15 protein-coding genes, 1 tRNA gene and 1 pseudogene are annotated in these 21,350 nt (G+C 58.2%); 11 read left to right on the plus strand and 6 right to left on the minus strand.

Going from position 1 to position 21,350, the window contains the following annotated elements; all coding sequences use genetic code 11:
- Window positions 1-267: 267 nt before the first annotated feature.
- From ACOQOP_RS02385 to ACOQOP_RS02420, 8 genes are all read left to right on the plus strand, one after another.
- Window positions 268-576 carry a helix-turn-helix domain-containing protein gene (locus ACOQOP_RS02385; protein WP_420564717.1) on the plus strand — a complete coding sequence of 103 codons (309 nt, stop codon included), beginning with the start codon at window positions 268-270 and terminating at the stop codon, window positions 574-576.
- Complete coding sequence (locus ACOQOP_RS02390) at window positions 573-1,841, plus strand: type II toxin-antitoxin system HipA family toxin (protein ID WP_420564718.1); 1,269 nt, start codon at window positions 573-575, stop codon at window positions 1,839-1,841. Before ACOQOP_RS02385 ends, ACOQOP_RS02390 begins: the two co-directional genes overlap by 4 nt.
- Window positions 1,842-2,156: 315 nt before the next feature.
- Window positions 2,157-2,420: a hypothetical protein gene (locus ACOQOP_RS02395; protein WP_420564719.1), complete on the plus strand. Its 264-nt coding sequence runs from the start codon at window positions 2,157-2,159 to the stop codon at window positions 2,418-2,420.
- Window positions 2,421-2,727: 307 nt separating this feature from the next.
- Entirely contained in the window at window positions 2,728-4,218 is a 1,491-nt protein-coding gene (locus ACOQOP_RS02400) for an N-6 DNA methylase (protein ID WP_420564720.1), read from the plus strand.
- Window positions 4,208-5,455 carry a restriction endonuclease subunit S gene (locus ACOQOP_RS02405; RefSeq protein ID WP_420564721.1) on the plus strand — a complete coding sequence of 416 codons (1,248 nt, stop codon included), beginning with the start codon at window positions 4,208-4,210 and terminating at the stop codon, window positions 5,453-5,455. Before ACOQOP_RS02400 ends, ACOQOP_RS02405 begins: the two co-directional genes overlap by 11 nt.
- Window positions 5,455-6,336, plus strand: a complete 882-nt coding sequence (locus ACOQOP_RS02410) for a hypothetical protein (RefSeq protein ID WP_420564722.1) — start codon at window positions 5,455-5,457, stop codon at window positions 6,334-6,336. The genes ACOQOP_RS02405 and ACOQOP_RS02410 overlap by 1 nt, the downstream gene beginning before the upstream one ends.
- Window positions 6,326-9,340 (plus strand): type I restriction endonuclease subunit R, encoded by a 3,015-nt coding sequence (locus ACOQOP_RS02415; protein WP_420564723.1) that lies wholly within the window; start codon window positions 6,326-6,328, stop codon window positions 9,338-9,340. The genes ACOQOP_RS02410 and ACOQOP_RS02415 overlap by 11 nt, the downstream gene beginning before the upstream one ends.
- A gap of 3 nt (window positions 9,341-9,343) precedes the next feature.
- Entirely contained in the window at window positions 9,344-10,087 is a 744-nt protein-coding gene (locus tag ACOQOP_RS02420) for a M48 family metallopeptidase (RefSeq protein ID WP_420564724.1), read from the plus strand.
- Between the two features lie 136 nt (window positions 10,088-10,223).
- Here ACOQOP_RS02420 and ACOQOP_RS02425 read toward each other — a convergent pair whose 3' ends face one another.
- Window positions 10,224-12,173, minus strand: coding sequence for a hypothetical protein (locus tag ACOQOP_RS02425; protein WP_420564725.1), 1,950 nt, complete (start codon window positions 12,171-12,173; stop codon window positions 10,224-10,226).
- A 425-nt stretch (window positions 12,174-12,598) separates the two neighbouring features.
- Between ACOQOP_RS02425 and ACOQOP_RS02430 the strand changes: the two genes are divergently transcribed.
- From ACOQOP_RS02430 to ACOQOP_RS02440, 3 genes are all read left to right on the plus strand, one after another.
- Window positions 12,599-12,673, plus strand: a tRNA-Val gene (locus ACOQOP_RS02430).
- A gap of 482 nt (window positions 12,674-13,155) precedes the next feature.
- Entirely contained in the window at window positions 13,156-13,710 is a 555-nt protein-coding gene (locus ACOQOP_RS02435; protein WP_420564726.1) for an HNH endonuclease signature motif containing protein, read from the plus strand.
- A gap of 290 nt (window positions 13,711-14,000) precedes the next feature.
- Window positions 14,001-15,320 (plus strand): hypothetical protein, encoded by a 1,320-nt coding sequence (locus tag ACOQOP_RS02440; RefSeq protein WP_420564727.1) that lies wholly within the window; start codon window positions 14,001-14,003, stop codon window positions 15,318-15,320.
- A 387-nt stretch (window positions 15,321-15,707) separates the two neighbouring features.
- On the opposite strand, the gene ACOQOP_RS02445 is transcribed toward ACOQOP_RS02440, so the two are convergent.
- The 5 genes and pseudogenes from ACOQOP_RS02445 to ACOQOP_RS02465 all read right to left on the minus strand — a co-directional run bounded on the left by ACOQOP_RS02445 (window position 15,708) and on the right by ACOQOP_RS02465 (window position 21,332).
- On the minus strand, window positions 15,708-16,376 hold the full coding sequence (locus ACOQOP_RS02445; protein WP_420564728.1) for a DUF7002 family protein: 669 nt from the start codon (window positions 16,374-16,376) through the stop codon (window positions 15,708-15,710).
- A complete protein-coding gene (locus tag ACOQOP_RS02450; RefSeq protein WP_420566509.1) occupies window positions 16,373-17,932 on the minus strand; it encodes an adenylosuccinate synthetase in 1,560 nt (519 codons plus the stop codon). The genes ACOQOP_RS02445 and ACOQOP_RS02450 overlap by 4 nt, the downstream gene beginning before the upstream one ends.
- Before the next feature lie 72 nt (window positions 17,933-18,004).
- Window positions 18,005-19,339, minus strand: a complete 1,335-nt coding sequence (locus ACOQOP_RS02455; RefSeq protein WP_420564729.1) for an ImmA/IrrE family metallo-endopeptidase — start codon at window positions 19,337-19,339, stop codon at window positions 18,005-18,007.
- A 198-nt stretch (window positions 19,340-19,537) separates the two neighbouring features.
- Window positions 19,538-20,053: pseudogene (locus ACOQOP_RS02460) on the minus strand (integrase core domain-containing protein); the annotation flags it as partial.
- A 94-nt stretch (window positions 20,054-20,147) separates the two neighbouring features.
- Window positions 20,148-21,332, minus strand: coding sequence for a tyrosine-type recombinase/integrase (locus tag ACOQOP_RS02465; RefSeq protein ID WP_420564730.1), 1,185 nt, complete (start codon window positions 21,330-21,332; stop codon window positions 20,148-20,150).
- Window positions 21,333-21,350: the final 18 nt, after the last annotated feature.

Consider the following 21,350-nt stretch of genomic DNA (forward strand, 5'->3'; position numbering starts at 1 on the left):
GCAGGAGTTCGATGCTAGTCATAGCAGTTCCAGGACAAGGCGGACGAGCGGGACGGTCAGGTCGAGCATCTAGTGTCCGTCGATTGGTGGACCGGGGGGTAGGTGGCGGGGTTCGCCGCCGGGAGTCCCAGTTTATGCCACTACCGGGGTGCCGACCACTTTTTCAAATTTTCTCAGATATCGGCCGTAAGCTTACCAAGGCAGATTTAAATAAAGGGTCGATCATGCTACGTTAAGGCCAGATAAGGGGTTATATAAGGGACAATAATGCCGACACCCAACATGCCTTCAAGCGTCGTCCAGCGGTCTCTGCGCCGTCTCGGGGATGATATCAGGATCGCCAGAAAACGCCGCAATCTCACTATGCAGGTGGTGGCGGATCGTGCCCTGGCCTCCAGGAAGACCGTGGCACGGATCGAGAATGGCGACCCTGGGGTGAACATCGGCACCTACGCCTCCGTCCTCCATGCGCTTGGTCTGCTCGATCGGCTAACGTCCTTGGCCGATCCGGCTCAGGACGCGCTCGGGACCGACCTTGATATCGATGCATTGCCTCAGCGAGTCCGTCCGAAATGAAGGACGTAGGGCAACTCGACGCCGCCGATGTTTGGATCGCGCTCGGGGATGCTGACCATCGCGTCGGTAGGCTCTACCGTCAGCGCCGCCGGGGCGGCGAGACGGTGTCGTTCCGGTACCATGAGGACTGGCTGGCGAACCCGCAGCGCTTTGTCCTTGAGCCTGCCCTTCCGCTGACGACGAGCACCTACCATCCCCCGCAGGGCCAACAGATCTTCGGCACCATCGGTGACTCGGCTCCCGATACCTGGGGGCGCCAGTTGATGCGCCGCCGGGAAAGGCGCCAGGCGGAGAGGGACGGGCGGCAACCGAGAACGTTGGGCGAGCTGGACTTCCTCCTAGGCGTCGCCGATCGATCCCGCCTTGGCGCCCTCCGCTTCACGGCGGAGGGTGGCGATGTGTTCCTGGCCGCCGATGAAGACAGTGTCGCCCCCTTCATCGCACTCGGCGCGCTCCTGGAGAGCGTGCGTCGGATCGAGCGCAACGAAGAGACCGACGACGACCTGCGCATGATGTTCGCACCGGGCTCGTCACTAGGTGGCGCGCGTCCTAAGGCGTCAGTGATCGATCCTGCCGGTCGGATGGCCATCGCCAAGTTTCCCAAGGACACCGACGAGTACAGCATCGAGACCTGGGAGCACATCGCCCTGCTGCTCGCTGCACAGGCTGGTATCCAGACCCCCAGGCATGAGCTGCACCAGGTCGACGGAAGAGCCGTGCTGGTCTCCTGGCGGTTCGACCGGCAGGACGAGACGCGAATCCCGTTCCTGTCAGCACTCTCGATGCTGCAGCTCACGGACGGGCAGCGGGCCAGCTATATCGAGATCGCCGACGAGTTGTCGCGCCTGGGGTCGCGTACGCGCGCCGACCTGGAGGAGTTGTACCGCCGGATGGTCTTCAACATCCTGGTATCGAACATTGACGATCACCTGCGCAATCACGGCTTTCTGCGGGTGGGTCCGGAGGGCTGGTGTCTGTCGCCCGCCTACGACCTCAACCCAACGCCGACCGACCTGAAGGCTCGGGTGCTGACCACCACCATCTCGCTCGATGACGGGACCTGCTCGATCGGTTTGGCCCTGGACGTTCATCCTGACTTCAGGCTGAAGGAGAAGCGGGCGCGTGAGATCGTCCAGGAGGTGGGGCAGGCGGTCCAGCGATGGCGTGAGGTCGCCGCACGCGTTGGCGAACCAGCGTCATCGATCCAGAGGATGGCGAGCGCGTTCGAGCATGATGACCTGGAACAGGCATTAGACCTGGGCTGAATGCCGCAGCCCAAAGCTCTCCCCATGATCAACATCGGACCTGAAAAAAATCTCCGAACAGGGACGAAAGTTCCGGCCGACACCGGCAATGTCGTGAACATCGGACGCGACGAGGCGTTCGCCCACAGCATAGGAGATCATGAATATGTCGTTGACCATTCGTCTGGACACTCGGGTTTCGCCGGACGTCCATGCCCGTTTCTCCCGTCTGGCGCTCGCGCTCAGCCGGACGAAGTCCAACCTACTCCGTACGCTCATCCAAGATCGCCTTGCACAGCGCGATGCTGGTGGCAACTCCCTGAAAGGAGATGCGTGATGCATGTGGCGATTGATGATCGGTACTGGAAGTCGGGCTTGTACTTCTACGAGATTCCGATGTCAAAGAAGCTCGCTAAATCGCTTCGGAAGCTCGACAAAGCCGGGCTTATTCCTGGAGGGGTCGATGCGCTCGTAGAGTTGATCGCTCAGGAAACCATGGCGACCGTACTCCTGTATTTCTACGATCCGCTATGCATCGTCGATAACGGTGAGCATTGTGATTGCCGAGAAGACGAAGACCGGGATCGAACCACGGCGTAGGGACGCTGGGGGCGGCCTGAGTGCCGCCCCATCCAGCTCACAGAAAGACATAACCTGACCTAGTGTGAGGAAACAGGGGCGTACGTGTGGGGGTTCGCCGCCAGGAATCCCGGTCTTTCCGGTTACCTTCCCCAGACCGTTTTTTTTGGAATTTCCCAAAACTCACCGCCGGTCCGCCCAACCACCCGTTCGGACATCGATCGTTCAATTCCTCCGGGAATGATTGTAGCGTTCGGCACCAGCGCGAAGCCTGTGCCCTTCCCGCCTTGGCGGCGGGCGGGCGCCCAACCTGAATGACATCCGGACCATGCCGAAGATCACCCTCCAGCAGCTCGAATCTCACCTCTGGGAGTCCGCCAACATCCTCAGGGGCTCGATCGATGCCGCCGACTACAAGCACTACATCTTCGGCCTGCTCTTCTATAAGCGCCTGTGCGACGTGTGGGAGGAGGAGTTCGAAGAGCGGCTGGCGGTCTACGGCGACAAGGAGATGGCTGCAGACCCGGACGAGCACCGCTTCGACATCCCGTCCGGCCACTTCTGGAAGGACGTCCGCAAACACGCCACCAACATCGGCGAGCTGCTGAACCAGGCCTTCCAGGCGATCGAAGACGCGAACACCCGGCTTAGGGGCGTGTTCCAGGACGTCGACTTCAACAACAAGGAGCGGTTCCCGGACGCCATGCTGGAGCGGCTGCTGCAGCACTTCGAGACCTACCGGCTGCGCAACGCCGATGTCGAAGCCGACATCCTGGGCAACGCTTACGAGTACCTGATCAAGCAGTTCGCCGACGACAGCGGCAAGAAGGGCGGCGAGTTCTACACGCCCAAGCAGGTGGTGCGCATGATGGTGGCGTGCCTGCAGCCCAAGCCGGGCATGAGCATCTACGACCCCACCTGCGGCTCCGGTGGCATGCTTCTCACTGCCCACCAGTACGTGAAGGAGCACGGTCAGGACCCGAAGTCGCTCAGCCTCTACGGCCAGGAGAAGAACCTCAACACCTGGGCGATCTGCCAGATGAACCTGTTCCTGCACGACATCGACGACGCCTTCGTCGAGCGGGCGGACACGCTGCTGAACCCAATGCACCTGGTGGGCGACGGCACCAAGGCGCTGCGGACCTTCGACCGGGTGCTGGCCAATCCGCCCTTCTCGCTCAAGAGCTGGGGCTATGACATCTGGTCAAATGGCGACCCGTTCGGGCGGGACACCTACGGCTGTCCGCCGAAGGGATACGGCGATCTCGCCTTCGTCCAGCACATGATCGCCAGCCTGAAGGACGACGGCCTTATGGCCGTCGTGCTGCCCCATGGCGTGCTGTTCAGGGGCGGTGCGGAGGGGCGCATCAGGGAGGGACTGCTGAAGGCCGACCTGATCGACGCCGTCATCGGCGTCGCGCCGAACCTGTTCTACGGCGCTGGCATCCCGGCCTGCATCATGTTGGTGCGCAAGACCAAGCCCGAGGGCCACACAGGCAAGGTGCTGATCGTCAACGGTGCCAAGCAGTTCGTGCCAGGAAAGAACCAAAACCAGCTTTCGGACGCCAACGTCGAAACTCTGTCACGCGCCTACCTGGACTACCAGGACAAGGACCAGCTGGCCCGTGTCGTGCCGATGGACGAGATCCAGGCTAACGACTGGAACGTGAACATCACCCGGTACGTCCACATCGGTGAGGATGAAGAGGAGGTCGACGTAGCTGCGGAGGTCGAGAAGCTAGTTGCCCTGCAGGCCGAACGCGACGAAGCCGAGACCCGGATGATGCGGTTCCTAGAGGAGCTTGGGTATGTCAACTGAGGTCCCAGAGGGTTGGTGTGATCTTGCCATTGGAGATTGGGCCAAACCGGTTAAAAGGTGGGTGGGGGAAGCCAAAGCACCAGTCTTGAGTATGACTAAGCACAGTGGATTTGTAAGGCAGGCAGAATACTTTTCTCGTAATGTTCACAGCCAAGACACGTCAAAATATAAGATTGTTCGAAAAGGAGACTTTGCCTATGCGACCATTCATCTAGATGAGGGCTCCATAGACTACCTCAGAAATATTGAAGTCGGCGCAATAAGCCCGATGTATACAGTGTTTGAGGTGGACTCCAATTTCGTAGATCGAGACTTTGTGTTCGCAGCATTGAAGCGACTCGCTTTGGCCGGAAAGTTCAACAGTCTCAGCTCCGGCGGTGTGAACCGCAGAAAGTCGATCAACTTCAAGGACCTTCAGAAGTATCACCTACCACTCCCACCCCTCCCAGAGCAGCGGAAGATCGCCGAGATCCTAACCTCTGTCGACGGCGCCATCCAGGCCACCGAAGCCGTCATCGAGCAGACGAAGAAGGTCAAGCAGGGGGTGATGGATCGGCTGCTGACCAAAGGCATCGGCCACACCCGCTTCAAGCAGACTGAGATCGGTGAGATTCCGGAGGAGTGGGAGGTGGGGCCGCTATGCGATGTAATTTCCCCCCCCTCAGCGGGGGTTAGCGTCAATGCGCATAGTGATCCCGCAGGTGCGGGTGAATTGGGGGTTCTAAAAACTAGTGCCGTCTCAGGAGGGGGCTTCAAAGTAAGCGAAAACAAGCGTGTCGATCTTGCGGCCGAGATTGAACGGCTCGCCACTCCGGTCGAAAGCGATACCGTCATCATCAATCGGAAGAATACGCCTGCACTAGTCGGTGCAAGCGCATACATCCGTCAGGGTTCCGAAAACATTTTTCTATCGGATCTGCTGTGGTCTTTTAGATCCAAGAAAGAGAGTGTGAAAACAGAATGGATCGGACTTAATGTTAATAGGCTCTATAAATCTGGTGCAATTCGGTCTTTGGCGTCTGGCACAAGTGCTTCGATGTCGAACATTTCAAAGAAAGCATTTCTTACTATCGAGATGCCGATTCCACCCATCGGAGAGCAGACCGAAATCATCGATAAGAGCCAAGTTTTTGATCGGCGCATCTTTCATCTCGACGAGAATAAGAGCCTGCTCTTGAAGTTGAAATCCGCACTTATGGCTGACCTACTGACCGGTCGAAAGCGGGTGGCTGTGTGATGGGCGGTAGCGCACGAGACGCGTTCGAAGCTCGCTGGTCCGAAGGCGACTATGGTCGAAAGTTCGCACTGGACAAGCTTGCCCAGTACCAAGCCGCAGGGTTCGACTCCCCACAATTCCATGCCGACCTGAATTCAGGCGACGAGCACCAGTTCTTCCAGCAGCTATGGGAGATGGTACTCGGTTGCCACCTGCTCGATTTGGGTTTGGCCGTCCATGCCCCCAAGGGTAACGCACCTGACTTTCTCGTTGAGCATGAAGGGCAACGTATCTGGGTTGAAGCGATCTGCCCAACTCCCAAGGGCGTACCGTCGGAGTTCGTGAAACCGCCACCGGGCGTTACAGGGGTCATCGATTGGCCCAACGATCCGATCCTGCTCAGGTGGACGCACGCTATTGCCGAGAAGCGTCGAAAGCTGGAGCGCTATCGGGAAAAAGGCGTTGTCCAACCTGGCGACAGCTACGTGATCGCAGTCAACGGTCACTGGCTCGGCGCAGTGATGGACTCGGAGGGGATCAGTGGATGGCCCTGGGCAGCGGAGGCGACTTTAGCGATCGGCCCGATCCAGGTGAAGATCAACCGACACACCCTGGAGTGGGGTGAGTTTCAGAACTCGGCACGGTCGCGCGTGATCAACGCCAACAATGCCCAGGTCGAGACGGACACCTTCTGGTCAGACCATTACGTTCCAGTGAGCGCTGTTCTTGGTACGGTGAAAGCGAGCTGGGAACGCACACCAGCGCCGATCTGTGTGGTGCACAACCCGAAGACCGATGCGCCGATACCAAGATGGCTCTTCGGTGAGGACTTGGATGTGACCGGCACGATCGACGGCGACGAGTTGACGGCAACAAGAACCGAGAGGCCAGATGGGATCTGAGTACCAGCTCGCCGAGAAGCCGACCATCGATGCCCTGGTGTCGATCGGCTACGACTTCGTCCCGAAGGCCGCTCAGGGCGGCCTGCGGGACGGTGAGAACCAGGTCCTGTTCCGTCCCCACCTGGTGGAGGCCCTGCAGCGCCTGAACGGCATCTCTGAGGCCGATGCCCAGGCTGCCTATGCCGAGCTGATCACCAAGAGCGACAACCAGGAATGGTTGGCCCTGCTCAGGGGCAGCTTCTCCCGGCCCGTCTCGGGTCAGCCGACGGAGAAGACGCTCCGGCTGATCGACTTCGCCACACCCGCCAACAACGAGTTTACTGTCACCACCCAGCTCTACGTGAAGGCGGAGAAGTCGCGCATCCCGGACTTGGTGGTGCACGTCAACGGCATCCCGCTGGTGGTCATCGAAGCCAAGTCGCCGCTGGTGGCGAAGAGCAAGACCGGAGAGGCGTTCGACCAGATCAAGCAGTACGAGCGCGACATCGCCCGGCTGTTCTACACGAACCTGTTCAACATCGTCACCGACGGCACCACCGTGCTCTACGGCGCCACAGGTGCGCCGTCGAAGTTCTACGGCTACTGGCGCGACCCCTGGCCCAGGGACGAGAAGGAGTTCACCAGTGAGCTCCAGAAGGGCCTCTGGTCCCTTCTGGAGCCCTCACGGCTGCTCGACCTGCTGGCCCACTTCATCGTCTTCGAGACCGACCCGGACACCGGCACCACCATCAAGAAGGCCTGCCGCTACCAGCAGTTCCGTGCTGTCAACAAGGTGGTCGACCGGGTGGTGCAGGGGAAGCACGACAGGGGCCTGATCTGGCACACCCAGGGCTCCGGCAAGAGCCTGACCATGGTGTTCCTGGCCCTGAAGCTGAAGACCCACCTGACGGTCCCGGACGGCGATCTCGCCAACCCGAACCTGATGGTGCTGACCGACCGGATCGACCTGGACGACCAGATCAGCGCCACCTTCCAGGCCTGCGGCCTGCCCAATCCGGTCTCGATCGATAGCGTCGCCGACCTGCACAAGCACATCCACAGCGGTGTCGACGGGCTGACGGTGCTCTCCACCATCTTCAAGTTCGCCGGGTCGAAGTCGCCCATCCCCAACTCCAAGAACTGGATCGTGATGGTGGACGAGTGCCACCGCACGCAAGAAAAGGATCTTGGCGCTTACCTGCGCGCCACCCTGCCGGAGGCGCGCTTCTTCGGCTTCACCGGGACGCCGATCAAGAAGAACGACAAGGACACCTACGCCAACTTCGGTGTGGTGGGTGAAGGCTACCTGGACAAGTACGGCATCGACGACGCCGTGCGCGACGGCGCCACCGTGCCGATCCACTACACCGGGCGGAAGACCGACTGGCAAATCGACGATGCCAAGATCGACATCCTGTTCGACAACTGGTTCGCCGACCTGCCGGATGAGGAGATCGCCCGGATCAAGGAGAGGGGCGTCACCGTTGCTGACCTGGTGAAGCACCCCAGGCGGGTCGAGCTGATCGCCTTCGACATCTGGACCCACTTCAAGGCCTACGCAATGCCGGACGGCTTCAAGGCCCAGGTGGTGGCGATAGACCGGGAGGCGGTGGTGTTGCTGAAGCGCGCGCTCACCAAGGTCATCGCCGAAGATCTGGCGAAGGGCGGTATGGCGGAGGCCGACGCCTGGACGCAGGCGGACGCCTATGCCGCCTGCGTCTACTCGAAGTCCCAGGAAGACGAGAAGCCGTCAGAGGACGCGCACGAGCACGGTGTCCGCAAGGACCTGTTGGCCTGGTACCTGGACAAGGAGAGGGAGCGGGAGGCCAAGCGGGCGTTCGGCAAGAGGGGGCAGCCTCCCCACTTTCTGATCGTCTGCGACAAGCTGCTGACCGGGTTCGACGCGCCCTCGGAGTCCGTCATGTACCTGGACAAGCCCCTGCGCGAGCACACCCTGCTCCAGGCGATCGCGCGCACCAACCGGGTGGCTGACGACAAGAAGCATAACGGTCTCATCGTCGACTACATCGGTGTCTCCAATAAGCTCGACGAAGCGCTGGAATCATACCGGGCCGACGATGTGCAGAACGCCATGAAGAACCTGGATGAACTGCGCTCGTTGCTGCGCACGGCGCATGCAGCGGTCATGGCCATGGCCAAGGGCGCGAAGCGGTCGGGCAAGACGTTGGATCAGCAGTATCACGCACTAGTCGAACTCCTCCGCCCCGAAGACAAGTGGATTGAGTTTCGCCGGAAGGCACGCGAGTTCATCGGTTTCTATCAAGCCCTGTCTCCTGATCCGTCGGCGCTCGCCTTCACCGCCGACCTTAAGTGGGTGGCCAACTTCCTCCGCTTCGCCACGATTTCGATCGAGAAGAAGGAGAGCATCGACCACACCGCCTACTCGGAGAAGATCCGGGCGATGCTGGAGGAGCACCTGGACGCGACTGGGCTCAGCGTCACCTTCAAGATCCGCTCCATCACCGACCCGGAGTTCGACCAGGACTTCGACACCAGCGGGAAGAGCGAAGAGGACCTGAAGACGGCGGCGATCAAGAAGACCACCGAGCTGAAGAAGGAGGTCCAGGTCCGGATCGACAACAACCCGCACCAGTACGAGAAGTTCTCGGACCGCCTGAAGCAGCTCCTGGAGCGGCTGGAGAGCAACCAGATAGCGTGGGCGGAATGGTTGAAGGAGGCTGAGGCGTTCGCCGCCGACCTCAAGGCGGAGGCGAACGCGCACGAGGGGTCCGGCTTCACCAAGACCCAGTACGGCGTGCACCAGGTGCTGCTGTCGATCGCTGGTGACGAGCTGGACGGAGATGGCTCCGCACCCCTGGCGGTCGACCTGGAGCTGGTTTATGCGACGGCACCAAGTCAGTGGCAGGAGAAGTCGGAACTGCGCAAGGACCTCCGCAAGGGCGTGCGCGTGAAGGCGCACGCCGCCGGTCTGCGAAACCCGGTGTTGAACCAGACCGTCGAGCAGGTCGAGGACTACGCCCTCAAGCACATGGCGAAGGGGTGAGGGATGCCCGACCTCGTCGTAGGCAACGCAGTCATCCCCTATACCCTCCGCCGGTCACCAACTGCTCGGAAGGCCCGGATCACGGTCACGCCCGACCAGGTGGAGGTGGTGGTGCCAGCCGCCGCCAACGATGACCAGATCGCCCGGATCCTGGCGAAGAAGCGCGCCTGGATCTTCGAACATCACCAGCGCATGGCCGAACGGCTTGCGGGCATGCACACCATCCGGCGCTTCACGACCGGGGCGAAGATCCCCTATCGGGGCCGACTGGCACGGCTGACAGTCGGCACCACCGCAGAGCGCCTGGTGTCGATCTCCTACCGGAGCGGGTTCACGATCGACTGCCCTCACCAGATCCCGGAGGAAGGGCGTGATGCGGTCATCGAGAGCGAACTGCGGCTATGGATGAAGACGCGTCTCCGACATGACGTACAGGCCCTGGCTCGCCCTCTGGCGGCGCGCCTGGGCACCAAGCCCAGGGACATCCGGGTGAAGGACCAGAGGACCATGTGGGGGAGCTGTGGGCAGGACAGGGTGGTGAACCTGAACTGGCGCCTGGTGTTCGCACCGAGACAGGTGCTGGAGTACGCGCTCGCACACGAGATGGCTCATCTGAGGGAACGGCACCATGGTGCGGCGTTCTGGTCAGTGGTGCGGTCGCTTATGCCCGACTACGAGCCCCACAAGGCTTGGCTGGAAGCCAATGAGCACCTTCTGGGTTACCGGGTAATCCCCGTTGAGATCTGAAGCGGGGTTCCGGGAGTAGGCTGTCCATCCCCGTGCAGGTGACATTGTGACACTTGGACCTCCAAGAGCGCGCCCGCCTCTGCGGGCGGCGCGCTTCGTCCTGGTAGTTATGTCGTACGTCCGTCGAGCCACCAACTTAAGGGCCATGCCCCTTTAGTTCTTCTTCAGGGACCTGACCCATAAACTCACGCGCTTCGACGTCACGAAGGTCCAAAGCTTCGTAGGACCGTTTCCTCTTGAACCAGAGCATGCCCTCCATGGCTTCATCGATGAGGCGCTGACGTGATTTCTTCGGGATCTTGTCTTCGGGGTCGATCAACTTCCGGAGTTGAACGCCCGTAACCCGCATAGCCTTTCCGTCGCTGAAAAGGGCGTTAAAATGATCGGTCATGAGTCGTCGAATACGTTGAACCTCACGTTCTTGCTCGGTTCTCGCGTGAGGGACTACGGCTGGCCAGCCCACGAACTGTGCTCCCGGCATGAGCACGCCTAGGTACTCAAGCACGTGCTGATCTGGAGTCATGATGTAGCCCGTCATGGGCTTTGCTTGCCCGTCGACCATCGTTCGACACGAACCCCTCGACAAGGCCTGGAAGGCGGATTGGGCGGCCTCAGCATGAACATGTGCGGTTGTTTGTCGAGGACCGTACCGTACGCTCAGGTCCTGCTTGGCCCCGAAGTAGAGCCCGGCTAGGTCGGTGCTGTCTCGGAAGTGAAGACCATAGAGGATGACATGCTGGCAATGGGAGAAGTCGTTGAGGCTCGCCTCTTGACCCCATGTGAGTACGTTGATCCGAGGTCGGTCAGCGGGATCGTCTGGCGCTTTTGGGTCAGTTGAGATACCTGCAGACCGGAGCTGGCTGGTGAGATAGTCCTTTCCCGACAGGTCGCTCCTACCCAGGTCTTTAAACGTCACGATCAGGACGCTCTCCCCAGGCGGAATGCGTCGTACGCATTCGATCACCTCTTCCAAGATCGCGCCTTTGCCGCTGTTCAAGTCACGCCTTATCGATGTGCGTCCAGAAGGAACAGGCAGAACCTTGATCCTGACGTTGTCGTATCGCTTGAAAGACGACAGATCCACATCGTGAGACCTTGTCTCTTGGAGCGCGTCCTCACCTGAGACGATGGTCGCGTTAAAGCGCTCAGCGATCTTCATCAGATAGCTGGCATCTAGGATCAGCATGTCTTCCAGTTCGTCTGGGAAGTTCGGCTGGGGGATCACGATCTTGGCCGTCCCGTCCCTTAAGAGGCGGCCGGTTTGCCCATTGCACTGAATGGCTTTGCGGAGCGCGTCACGGAATCGTGCACTGTCTGAAATCCGGGTGTCGAATGATCGAACTTGGTCGTGAAGCGTCCTTACTTCGGCCGTCGACAAAGCAGGAAAGTCAAAGGTCACCGCTGCTTCCTGTTGTCCAATCGGCGTCGCCTCATACCACTGGGAGTACTGCTGTAGATAACGCTCCAGTTCGATCAGCCCGAACTTGCTTGTGACTGGCTTGATCGCCCCGTAGGCCGAATGGAGGGTTTCTGCGTTGATAACGACGCTCTCGCTGGTGACGAGGCTTTCGTCGAAGATGGTCAGCGCTCCAGCAGGATAGAACTGGTTTAGGTCACCGTCTCGAAGACGGCTGTGGCTGACCAGCATCACCTGGCGGGAGGGGTATTCCTTTGTGTCCGGGTCGCGCTTCAGAGAAGCCTCGGGAGCCTTCTCCCCCAGGCTATGGATCAGCCCAACATCGTGAGTGCCGACCCCGGCGTTCAAGAGCGAGCGATACAAGCGGCAGAGCGCTTCTACCGTGAACATGCTCACGCATATCGGAATCTCATCGTCCCATGTGAGAACCAACTCTGTCACCCAGGCGATGATGGCTGTCGTCTTACCTGACCCGGTGGGCAGGGGGGCAACGTGGCGCCCTGTGAGCTTTCCAAGAGCTTTGGCTGTCATCAGCCATAAAAGGCCCCGTAGGGCGGCGCTGTGGTCCATGGAGACGACGTTCTCGTGCTCGGCGAGCATAACGAGCAGCCGCTGGTGAGCGCGCTCCACCAGGGCCTGTTCGTCTGGACTGAGTTCAAGCGTCGCCATTCGGCTTTCTCGGCTGGTGTCGATGACGGGTGACTAGCCCGCAGAAACCGAGATCGCAAGGAGGTCGCGCGACGTGAAAATGGTAGAGGCTTCTAGCTCCAGACCCCCAAGAGGATTGGGAGTAAATCTCACCAGTGATTAGCATTTTTCGCTCACGGTTATGCGGCGAGTTGGTGCGGTTCGGGCGTATACAGGGAGTACTGGCGCCTTTGGGGCGAGATGGCTCACGAGACGGCCAGGGGTGACACAGAGGGTCTGCGGCTTGTCACAGTTCCTGTCACAGTTAGTGTGACAGACACCCGGATTTATGGGCGTCTGGCTATCTGATCGCTGATCACTGTCGGGCTTGACGAACTTGCAGGGTAGGCGTAACACGTTGTTCAGCAACGGCTTTTGTGAGCCGGAGGCAGTAGGGCCTCCACAGTGGGCGCGTAGCTCAGCGGGAGAGCACTACGTTGACATCGTAGGGGTCGCTGGTTCAATCCCAGCCGCGCCCACCACTTAAATTCAATAGGTTAGCAGGAAACAGGGTAGGGGTATCCAACGCTCCGCCCCACGAAATCCCCACAATTCACGAACCTAAGTTGGTCGCTTTCTTGACGGCTAGAATCGTTCGCGATCGCGCAATTGGATCGATAGATCCTGCGCGATGTTCGGCACGGCCGGGGCATGGGCCATGCCCCCCAGACCAGATAGGATATACGAGCCCTCCACAAATTTTGCTATAGAGCGCACTAACCACAAGTCAGCTAGGACCGGTGCCCGACTGCCTTGAAAATCGGACTTGCGGGCCCAATATATATCAGGTCGTGGACCTCGATTGCTGACCAAGAGGCGGGTGCCCAGCCTCCTACTGGAGAGCGTTCGAATATCTGTCTGCTACGGCGCCGGTTGGCGCAAAACTCTGGGCCCCCCTCTAAGCCCCCCGCATTACTAACTGCTGTTTTGAGCGGCGTCCTGCCTGGGGGCAAGGAGTTCGCGTATGCGTATAAAGCGTATTGGCGACACGAGCTATTTCGTGACGTCGACGGGACGGGTTTTCTCCGCTCCTACCGGCTTCGAACCGACCTGCGAAGCTGACCTGATCTGCTTGAAAGAGCTTCGACCAATAGGGTTAGGGCGAGGCGCCCGTTATCCGGGAGTGAGGCTCTACGATGGCGAAGGCGGATACCGAAACCGCTACATTCACGAGCTAGTACTGGAGGCCTTTATCTGCCCCCGACCTGAAGGTTGTGTCGCGGCCCACTGGGATGATCAGCCATCAAACAATGACCTAAGTAATCTCCGCTGGACGACATATAAGGAGAATGCGGAGGATCGGAAGTTCAATGCGTTCCGGCACCTCGTGGTCTCGGAGCGTGATCCGGCCGGTCGGTTCGCGCATGAGCTTTTCAATGGCCTGCGCACAGCGCTCCCAGACCTAAGCGAGGATCGATTGCTAGAGCTTTGGCAGGAGCGTTTGGTTGTCGCTGGGTGGCCGCCGAGCTGCGGTCTCGACTACCTCATCTCCAGCGTTAGGACCGACCTCGGTAGCTGACGCAAAACTATTTTGGCCTCGGTCGTCACGATGACAGTCGAGGCCATCCCCTACGATGCAAGGGGTGATATGCCGAATTCTCTCACGATTGCCGCGCGTCTGATCTCGGATGACGAAATTGCAGCGGCACTGTCGGTTTCCAGGGGCTGGGTGCGAAAGCAGCGGTTCCTACGCCGACACAACCAACCTCACAGCTTTGACGTCGATCCGGTCATGGTGGGGGCACTCCCCCGCTACCGTCTTGAGGATTTCGAGACGTGGCTTGCCTCTCTTACGCGAGTGGCGGACAGATGATCCTAGACACCGCGGAGCCGGACTTCCCGCAGGAGGCGACGCATGCGCAACTGCTGGAACTGGCCGGGGTTGCTCGCGACGAACGGGCCGATATTGCCGATGCGCCTAAGCTCGACCCTTACCTGAGGCTTGTGGCTGATTGGCCGGGACCATGGTTCGATCTAGTTTCTGAGGCCCTGTCTACGCGTTCTCAGGACCGGCCAAAAGTCCTAGCGGCGACCTCCTGCGTTCTCGCAAACCTAGCATGCCTGGACGCGGGCGCTTGGTTGCAGATGAGTCGTGCCAATGGCAGTTATCCAGTCGGAGGAAGGTACGGGATCGGCGGCTTCGGATCGCGCGCACTCTACAGGGTCGTGGATACCCTTGCCGATCTCGGGTTCATCGAACAGCGACCCGGCTTTTACAACAGGGATACCTCCACCGGCTATCAAACGCGAATACGTGGACTTGGCTCATTGCAGAAGGCACTGCGACGGGTCTCCGTCGATGCGCTGGCTCGACCGCGTACCGAGCTGATCGTACTGAAGGACTCGAAAAAGCGACTTATTGACTACGCGGAGACCGAGCAGTCCGAGCGCCTACGGGCCAACGTGGAAGCGTACAATGCGCTATTGGATCAGCATTCGATTGCAGACCCGGCAGCGGGACATATTGAGTTCTTCCGGTCTCGGCGGGTTAACCCGACGAGGCGACACTATTACCGCACCTTCAACGGCAGTTTCGACCTTGGGGGACGCTTTTACGGCCCTTGGTGGCAGGTGATCCCAAAACGGGACCGAGTTACGCTGACAATCGACGCCGATCCTGTCGTGGAATTGGACTACCAAGCCATGAACGTGCACTTGGCCTACAGCGTTGCAGGACGTTCCTTCTGGGACGAGCATCCTGGAGTCGATGACCCCTACGAGCTGCCAGGTTTCGAGATGGTCGATAGGGCGATCCGAAAGAAGGCGGTACTTCTCTCGTTGAACGCAGAGTCTCCGGAGCAGGCGATCAATGCAATCCTCGGAGATGCGATGAAGTCTGGCTATTCGGTCCGAGGTGTCCCACTCCGCGATATGGTGGATCGGATTCGAGAATGGCACAGCGCATTATCCGAAATCTTATTCAGAAAGAGTGGGCTCCGACTAATGCGTATGGAGTCTATAGTAAGTGAATGGATCATTTCTCAATGTATTCAAGCGCCTATATGTGCGTTGAATATCCACGATGGCTACGTAGTGAGGCAAGGGGATGCTAGATTTTTAGAGTGTTTGATGACTGGAGCATTTGACAATCTATGTTTAACGTCGGTTCCAGAGGTAAGCAGAGCTTAGTCCGAATAGAAATGAGCAATCCAATAATGCACTATCACCTCTATTCCCTATACTAGGAAACTACAGAGATTAGCATTCGAGAAGCGACTAGAGTTGCAGCGCATTCTGACCTTCTGTGGCTTATGTAGCAGCCTTCATGCTGACAAGACCACTTCATACGAGTTAGTTTTGGCATGCAGGAGGGCTTGCCAGATCGATTGCCCTCAGACAGGTTGTGAGGTGATTTCGCGAGGCCAAATGATCGTTGCATACTCTTCGTAGATAGCCACTACAGGTCCGAGTTCTTATTGTAATGACTCACAGCCACCGTGACTGCTCCGTGTCACCGTGAGAGGGTGTCGACTACAGCCCTTACTCCTTTTAATTCTCAAGCCGCTTGGTTCTTCCTCATTCGAGTGTCATGAGGACGTTAATGCCTCGCTTGACGACAACTCGGCGTACGTGTTTGCGAATGTCCTCAACTGAATGATCAACTGCTAGTTCGACCACTCGCTCTCGACGGCCTCTTTTTTTCCGCCAATAGGAATATGGATACGCAGGTATACGGGAGAAACTTGATTCATCTCTAGGATGCGGCATTGGCTTGGTGCAACCACTGTTGATTGGACACAACCAAATCGAATCCCGATGTGCCTCAACTAGCGACCTCGTATCTATTTCAAGAACATCATGCTCTTGATTGCGATAGGCCTTGGCATTCGTCAGCTTGTGAAGGCGCACTTCCGAAAGCCAAAAAAATACCTTATTATTCAATAATTTATACCAGTCTGCGGGAGATAGGTGGTCCGGTAACGCCCTTCTAAGGCCCGAATCGCTCATCGGTATTTGGTCACGCACAACGGCCCGAGGTAGCTTATCCGCCGTTACTTCAACGCTTGCCGGTCGGTGCTGGCTTTCGATCTTCGCCCGCTCTACGGGATCAACCGCATAATGGTCCATTAGGGCACTTGTGCTCATCAAGCCATATTGCTTGATAGACTCCCAAGACCCCCGCTCAGCCATGTGATATAAGGTTGGGCAGTCGATGATCAGTTCTTCAAGTTCGGCTTCGGTCACCACGCTCTCCGATCAATGACGTTTCGCCAGTTAAAATCGGTCGAAAGGAGGGAAACAGGTCGGCCTGAAATTCTCTCGACCTCCTCTACGAAGCTGATGGTTTCCTGAGATAGCTGCTCAAAGCGAAATGCCTTTCGGTTCTTCACATCGAAATAGTCGACAAATGTAAGTGCGATGTCGGTTGGTCCATTCAGCTGTACGGAGTCACGAAACCGCAGCCAATCAAATTCTGCAATTCGTCGCGGCCTATTGGTAGTGGTCGTTCGTTCTTTTTGTTCAAGCTCCTCTAGCGGGATGCCGCTGCGTCGATGAATTTCCGCCATATCGACCTCGTGCTCCATTGGACCTGATGGTCCGCCGACCCGAATTGGATAGGTCCGACAGACCATGATGATCTTCCGAACATTCGATGGAGCTATACCAGCATCAGCGAGACAGCCAGAGACGGTCGTATCTCTCGTTGTTACATGAGGGTAGTCGCCATGGTGAAGACTCAACCCTGTACCCTGTGTGCCTTCTAAAAGTATCCTTTGACCGGCTACCATCGCATCGGCCAATACCTGCCTTGCGCTTCCCAAGTAAGGTTTGAGATCTTCACAATCTCTGGCAAGGAAGGCTGCATTGCCGTCTTTGTAGTCCGAGCGGCCCGTCATCTTTCGTGCCGAAGCAATCCCAACGCCCTGCGCCGTTGAGCTGATGCTTCCAAACCGCTTCTCCTCTTCTTTGCGATCCTCGTCGGTAATGATCATCGCGCGTTCGTCAATCCTGAGCCTTTTGGCATCGATCTTGTGCTCGGCAATCTCTTCGAGAAGCTTCTTAGGATAAATTACTGCTCCCGGCCCGAGGAGCAGCTTGGCATTGGGGGCCCGCTGCGTGCCCGAAGGAAGATGATAGTACTTCTCCGGCTTTGGCTCCGCATACACTTGGTGCCCGGCATTTGGCCCGCCAACACGCACCAGAAGATCATATTCAGGGGCGATGTGGCCTACTATGTTGCCCTTGCCTTCGCTCCCGAACTGACCGCCAATCAGCACATCAACTAGAGCATTGTTCGACCGTGGGTAGAGGTCGAGGAGCGCAGTGGCTCGAACAAGTACAGCCTCTTCGCTACAGCGGTCGGTCGAGACGACAATATCAGCGAAATCAGCAAGATTTTCTATATCGCGCTCAGTCCGATTTCGCTTCAGTTCGTCATAGGGAACCGCTTCGTCGTCCGATCTACTGCGTTCGCTGTAGCGTTTGCGCAGTTCTTCTTCAGTCGCAGTCAAATGGATGTGATGGACTTCGGCTCCATACGCCCGTCGTATCGCCTCGATCTGTCCCAAGATGCGGACCGAGTCCACGACGAAGAGACCAGTAGGCGTCTGTCCCTTGCCATAGATGTCCACGGTACGCTGCAGGGCCCTTCCGACCCATTCGCCGCCATCTTCTCGATCCAGTTTCTGCCCCGCCCGTTGCAACGCTTTGCGCTCGGGCTTGGTCTTGGGGGCCATACTCAGAATAAGCTCTCGTGTCTTGATGATCTTCGCGCTGTGTCTTTCCTTTAGAAGCCGCACTAAAGCGGACTTACCGGAACAGATGGGCCCGGAAAGTAGAACAATACGAAGGTTTCCGTTGCCGACAGCCAATTAGAGTAGCTCTAGTTGCACCTGCTTAGGTGGGACATCATACACAGTGACAGTCAAACCACCACGCACCATAACATCATCTAGCATCTCTTGAATCGTTGGCCAATCGCCACCTGCCGATCCCGTGCCGATCTTAGGCATATGAATGCTCGCTCCAATCGATGCTGCATAGTTGGCCACCTTCGCAAGGCAGCTCTGCACTGCCGCATATCTGATTCGGGGGAAAAGTGATGGGCCAAAACCTTCCTGTCCGATCAGACTTGCAATGATCATATCGTCGGAACCCTCCGAAAATATGACTCGCCCCAATCGATCATTCCTCGGGATCTTTATTATTTGCTCTGTAAAAGACTGCTCCGCGTCTGGAAATCGCTTCGCAGTCTTGCTTGCGATCCCGCCTCCCCATTTGATCGCTTTATCGTTGACGAGCTGGCAAATGATCTTCTTGCCTCGATCACGAGGATCCAAGACATCACCGTGGATCAAGCGTATTGGAACAAGGTCCTCATGAGGCCGGTCAAATCTGACTAGACCCGCTACTCGCGGGTAAATATTACCTGGATATGCTGTCAGGCCGACGCACTCGATCTGAGTTGGCGTATCGGTCACCCAGCTTTCTACCGCACGAGAGGTATGCCCTATGGCGGTGCAGCTATGCACAATGCTTTGATCTGGAATTGCCAGTCCTGACAGACGGATCTTCGGCGCTGTCGGTGAGCTAATAAAATAGTCGATCTTGTAGTGCCGTTTGCCTTCCTCGGATACGCTTGGAGATGAAACAAAGATCCCAATGGGCTGCTCAGATATCTTGGCCAAACGGATTAGAAAGGCTTCGGCTGAAACATCGTACTCGCGGCGTTGATGCATCAATTCTTCGACCGTGGGAACGGCCGACGCAGCTGATAGGCTGCCGATCGGGAGAACAAATTCCGAAGCGGCTAAGTTGCACAGCATTTCTAGCTGCCAGTCGTCCGAGGTTTTATCGCCACCGCGATTGCGAACCTGCTCCGACCAGTCGGGAAAGAGTAGGTGTGCGATTTCATGAGCGATTGAAAACCGTACGCGCTCACGCGGTTGCTGAGGGTTAAACTCGATTTTTGGGCCGCGTTCTGTCGCCACCAGTCGTGCGTCTGCTACGCTCGAATTGGCCTCAATTTGTACGTCAAGCATCTCGGCAATGCGAAGAGGGTTGAATGGCGGTCCTTCCCAACCCTTCTCCCGCGCTTTTAACACGAGCGCACGCGCCGCCTCTTCTATCGCGGTCAAAGGGTCTGCGTTCTTCGCAAATGCCCGAACAGAAGGGTTGGTCCAGTTGATCGAGGGAGCGTTTGACATCTCATCTACGAAGTTAAGCAACAATTGTAGGAAGCGCTGCCTGACGACTCACAACGCCGAACAGGTGATCGCCCACGCGCGTTTCGGCGGAACCGTCGCCAACTATGAACTGTACCATACACCGCTCGCGAATGGATCATCATGGGATCGACGTCGGGTGACCTACTCCCCATGACCAGATCCGCGTAATGTCCTCCCTTAGTAGTTAGATCTGTTCGGGCTTCGGTCGTGTCGTGATCGGTTGCGGTATTCCGCGGTGTGGGCTCGCGAGTTTCATGTGTGGGCGGTGTTGGTGGTAGTCGTCACGCTTGGTCCCGATCAACTGACGGGCATGGCGCAGGTTGGTGAACAGGTGCTCATTCAAGCACTCGACGCGCAGCTGGCCGTTGAAGCTCTCGGCCAATCCGTTCTGCATCGGTTTGCCGGGACGATAAAATGCCACTCGACGCCCCGCTACTGCTGCCAAGCCAGAATGGCGTTCTAGATCAGCTCCGTTCCGTTGTCGCCGACCACCATGCAGAGATTGCCCCGGAGCTCGGTGAGTCGGTCGAGCTCGCGGGCGACCCGCTGGTCGGAGAGCGAGGTGCCGACGATGGCAGCCAGGTATTCCTTGCTGAAGTCGTCGATGATGCAGAGCAACCGGAACCGCCCTCCGCAGGACAGGCTGTCAGCAACAAGGTCCAATGACCAGCGCTGGTTCGGGGCCTGCGGGAGGAAGATGGCCACTCCTTCCACTGCGCTAGAGGACGGGCTGCGTGTGGGGTCGCCGTCGACATTCCGTGTTCCCGAAACCGGATATTCCGCTAGCTCATTTTGTCGGCTCGGTGACTGATTGGAATCTCGCTTCGATAATTCTCGCCGCCTCTGACGCTGCATCGCCCACAAGGGCGGTGTAGTGGCGCTGAAGCATCGTCAGATCTGAATGTCCGATGCGATCTGCCAATGTGCGGAGGTCTACCCCGGCCACTGCGGCATGCGTGCTGTGTGTGCGCCGGAGATCGTGGATTGTGTAGCCCGGAAGGCCCGCCGCTTCCCTTGTCCGCTCCCACCTGCGCCGCAATGTCATCCTTGCGATTGGGAACACCCGCTCATCGCCGGGAACCGTTCTCGCCTTTTGCCGCTCAAGCACGGTCTGCATCGTTGCAGTACACGGTACCTGTCTGGCGGTATCGCTCTTGGACTTGGGGATGAGGCAGATAGTCCGACCTTCTCCTAACTCGCGAACGTCATTCCACGTGAGCGAGAGGGTTTCTGTCTTTCGCATGCCGGAATGAAGTGACCACAGGATGAAATCAGCCAGCCAATCGGCCTCCGCGTCCGCCGCGGCCAGAAGCGAGACAATCTGCTCTCCAGTCAAATAGCTCTGCCTTCCGACAATACCGCGAATGCGGTTCGCGCGGTTGCATGGGTTTTCGTCAAGGGTCCCCTCACGCACGGCCTCGTTGAGGATCATGCTGAGAGTGTCCAGCTCTCGCTTTACGGTTGCTGGCTTTTGCGTCTCCAGCTTGCTTGCGACCCATGTATTCACGTTTGCGGTTGTGATCGCGTCGAGTGTCTGAGATCCGAACTGAGGTATCAGATGCTTCTCCACATGGATCTTTACGACAGCATAGCTCCGGAGGCGTTGTTGTGCCCGTTCAAGCCACGCTGAGGCATATTCACGGAACACTGAAGGTCTGACTGCCTCGAGCGGTTCGCCCCGGTCTGCGAGCCCCTGAAGGCGATCTCGCACATCGAGAAGTTGCTGCCATGTGTACGAGGTCAGGTGGCCCTGCTTGATCTCAATGGAGCTGCCAGGTGGGTAACTCTTGCCGCCATATGTGGCGCCTCTCGGAAGGTGGATCTTGACCCAAGCGGTGTCGCCTCGTCTGCCGCGGAACACGCCGATGCCATGGATGTAGCGCGGCCGCTTCTCCATCGGCACGGTCAGAGAGGCGTAGAAATGGTCATACTCGGCGTACCGGCCGGGACGACCGCGAGGAGCCAGTGCCATTGAAAGAATCTCCAGTGG

Source organism: Thalassobaculum sp. (assembly GCF_965223715.1).
In the GTDB taxonomy this organism is placed as follows: Bacteria; Pseudomonadota; Alphaproteobacteria; order Thalassobaculales; family Thalassobaculaceae; genus Thalassobaculum.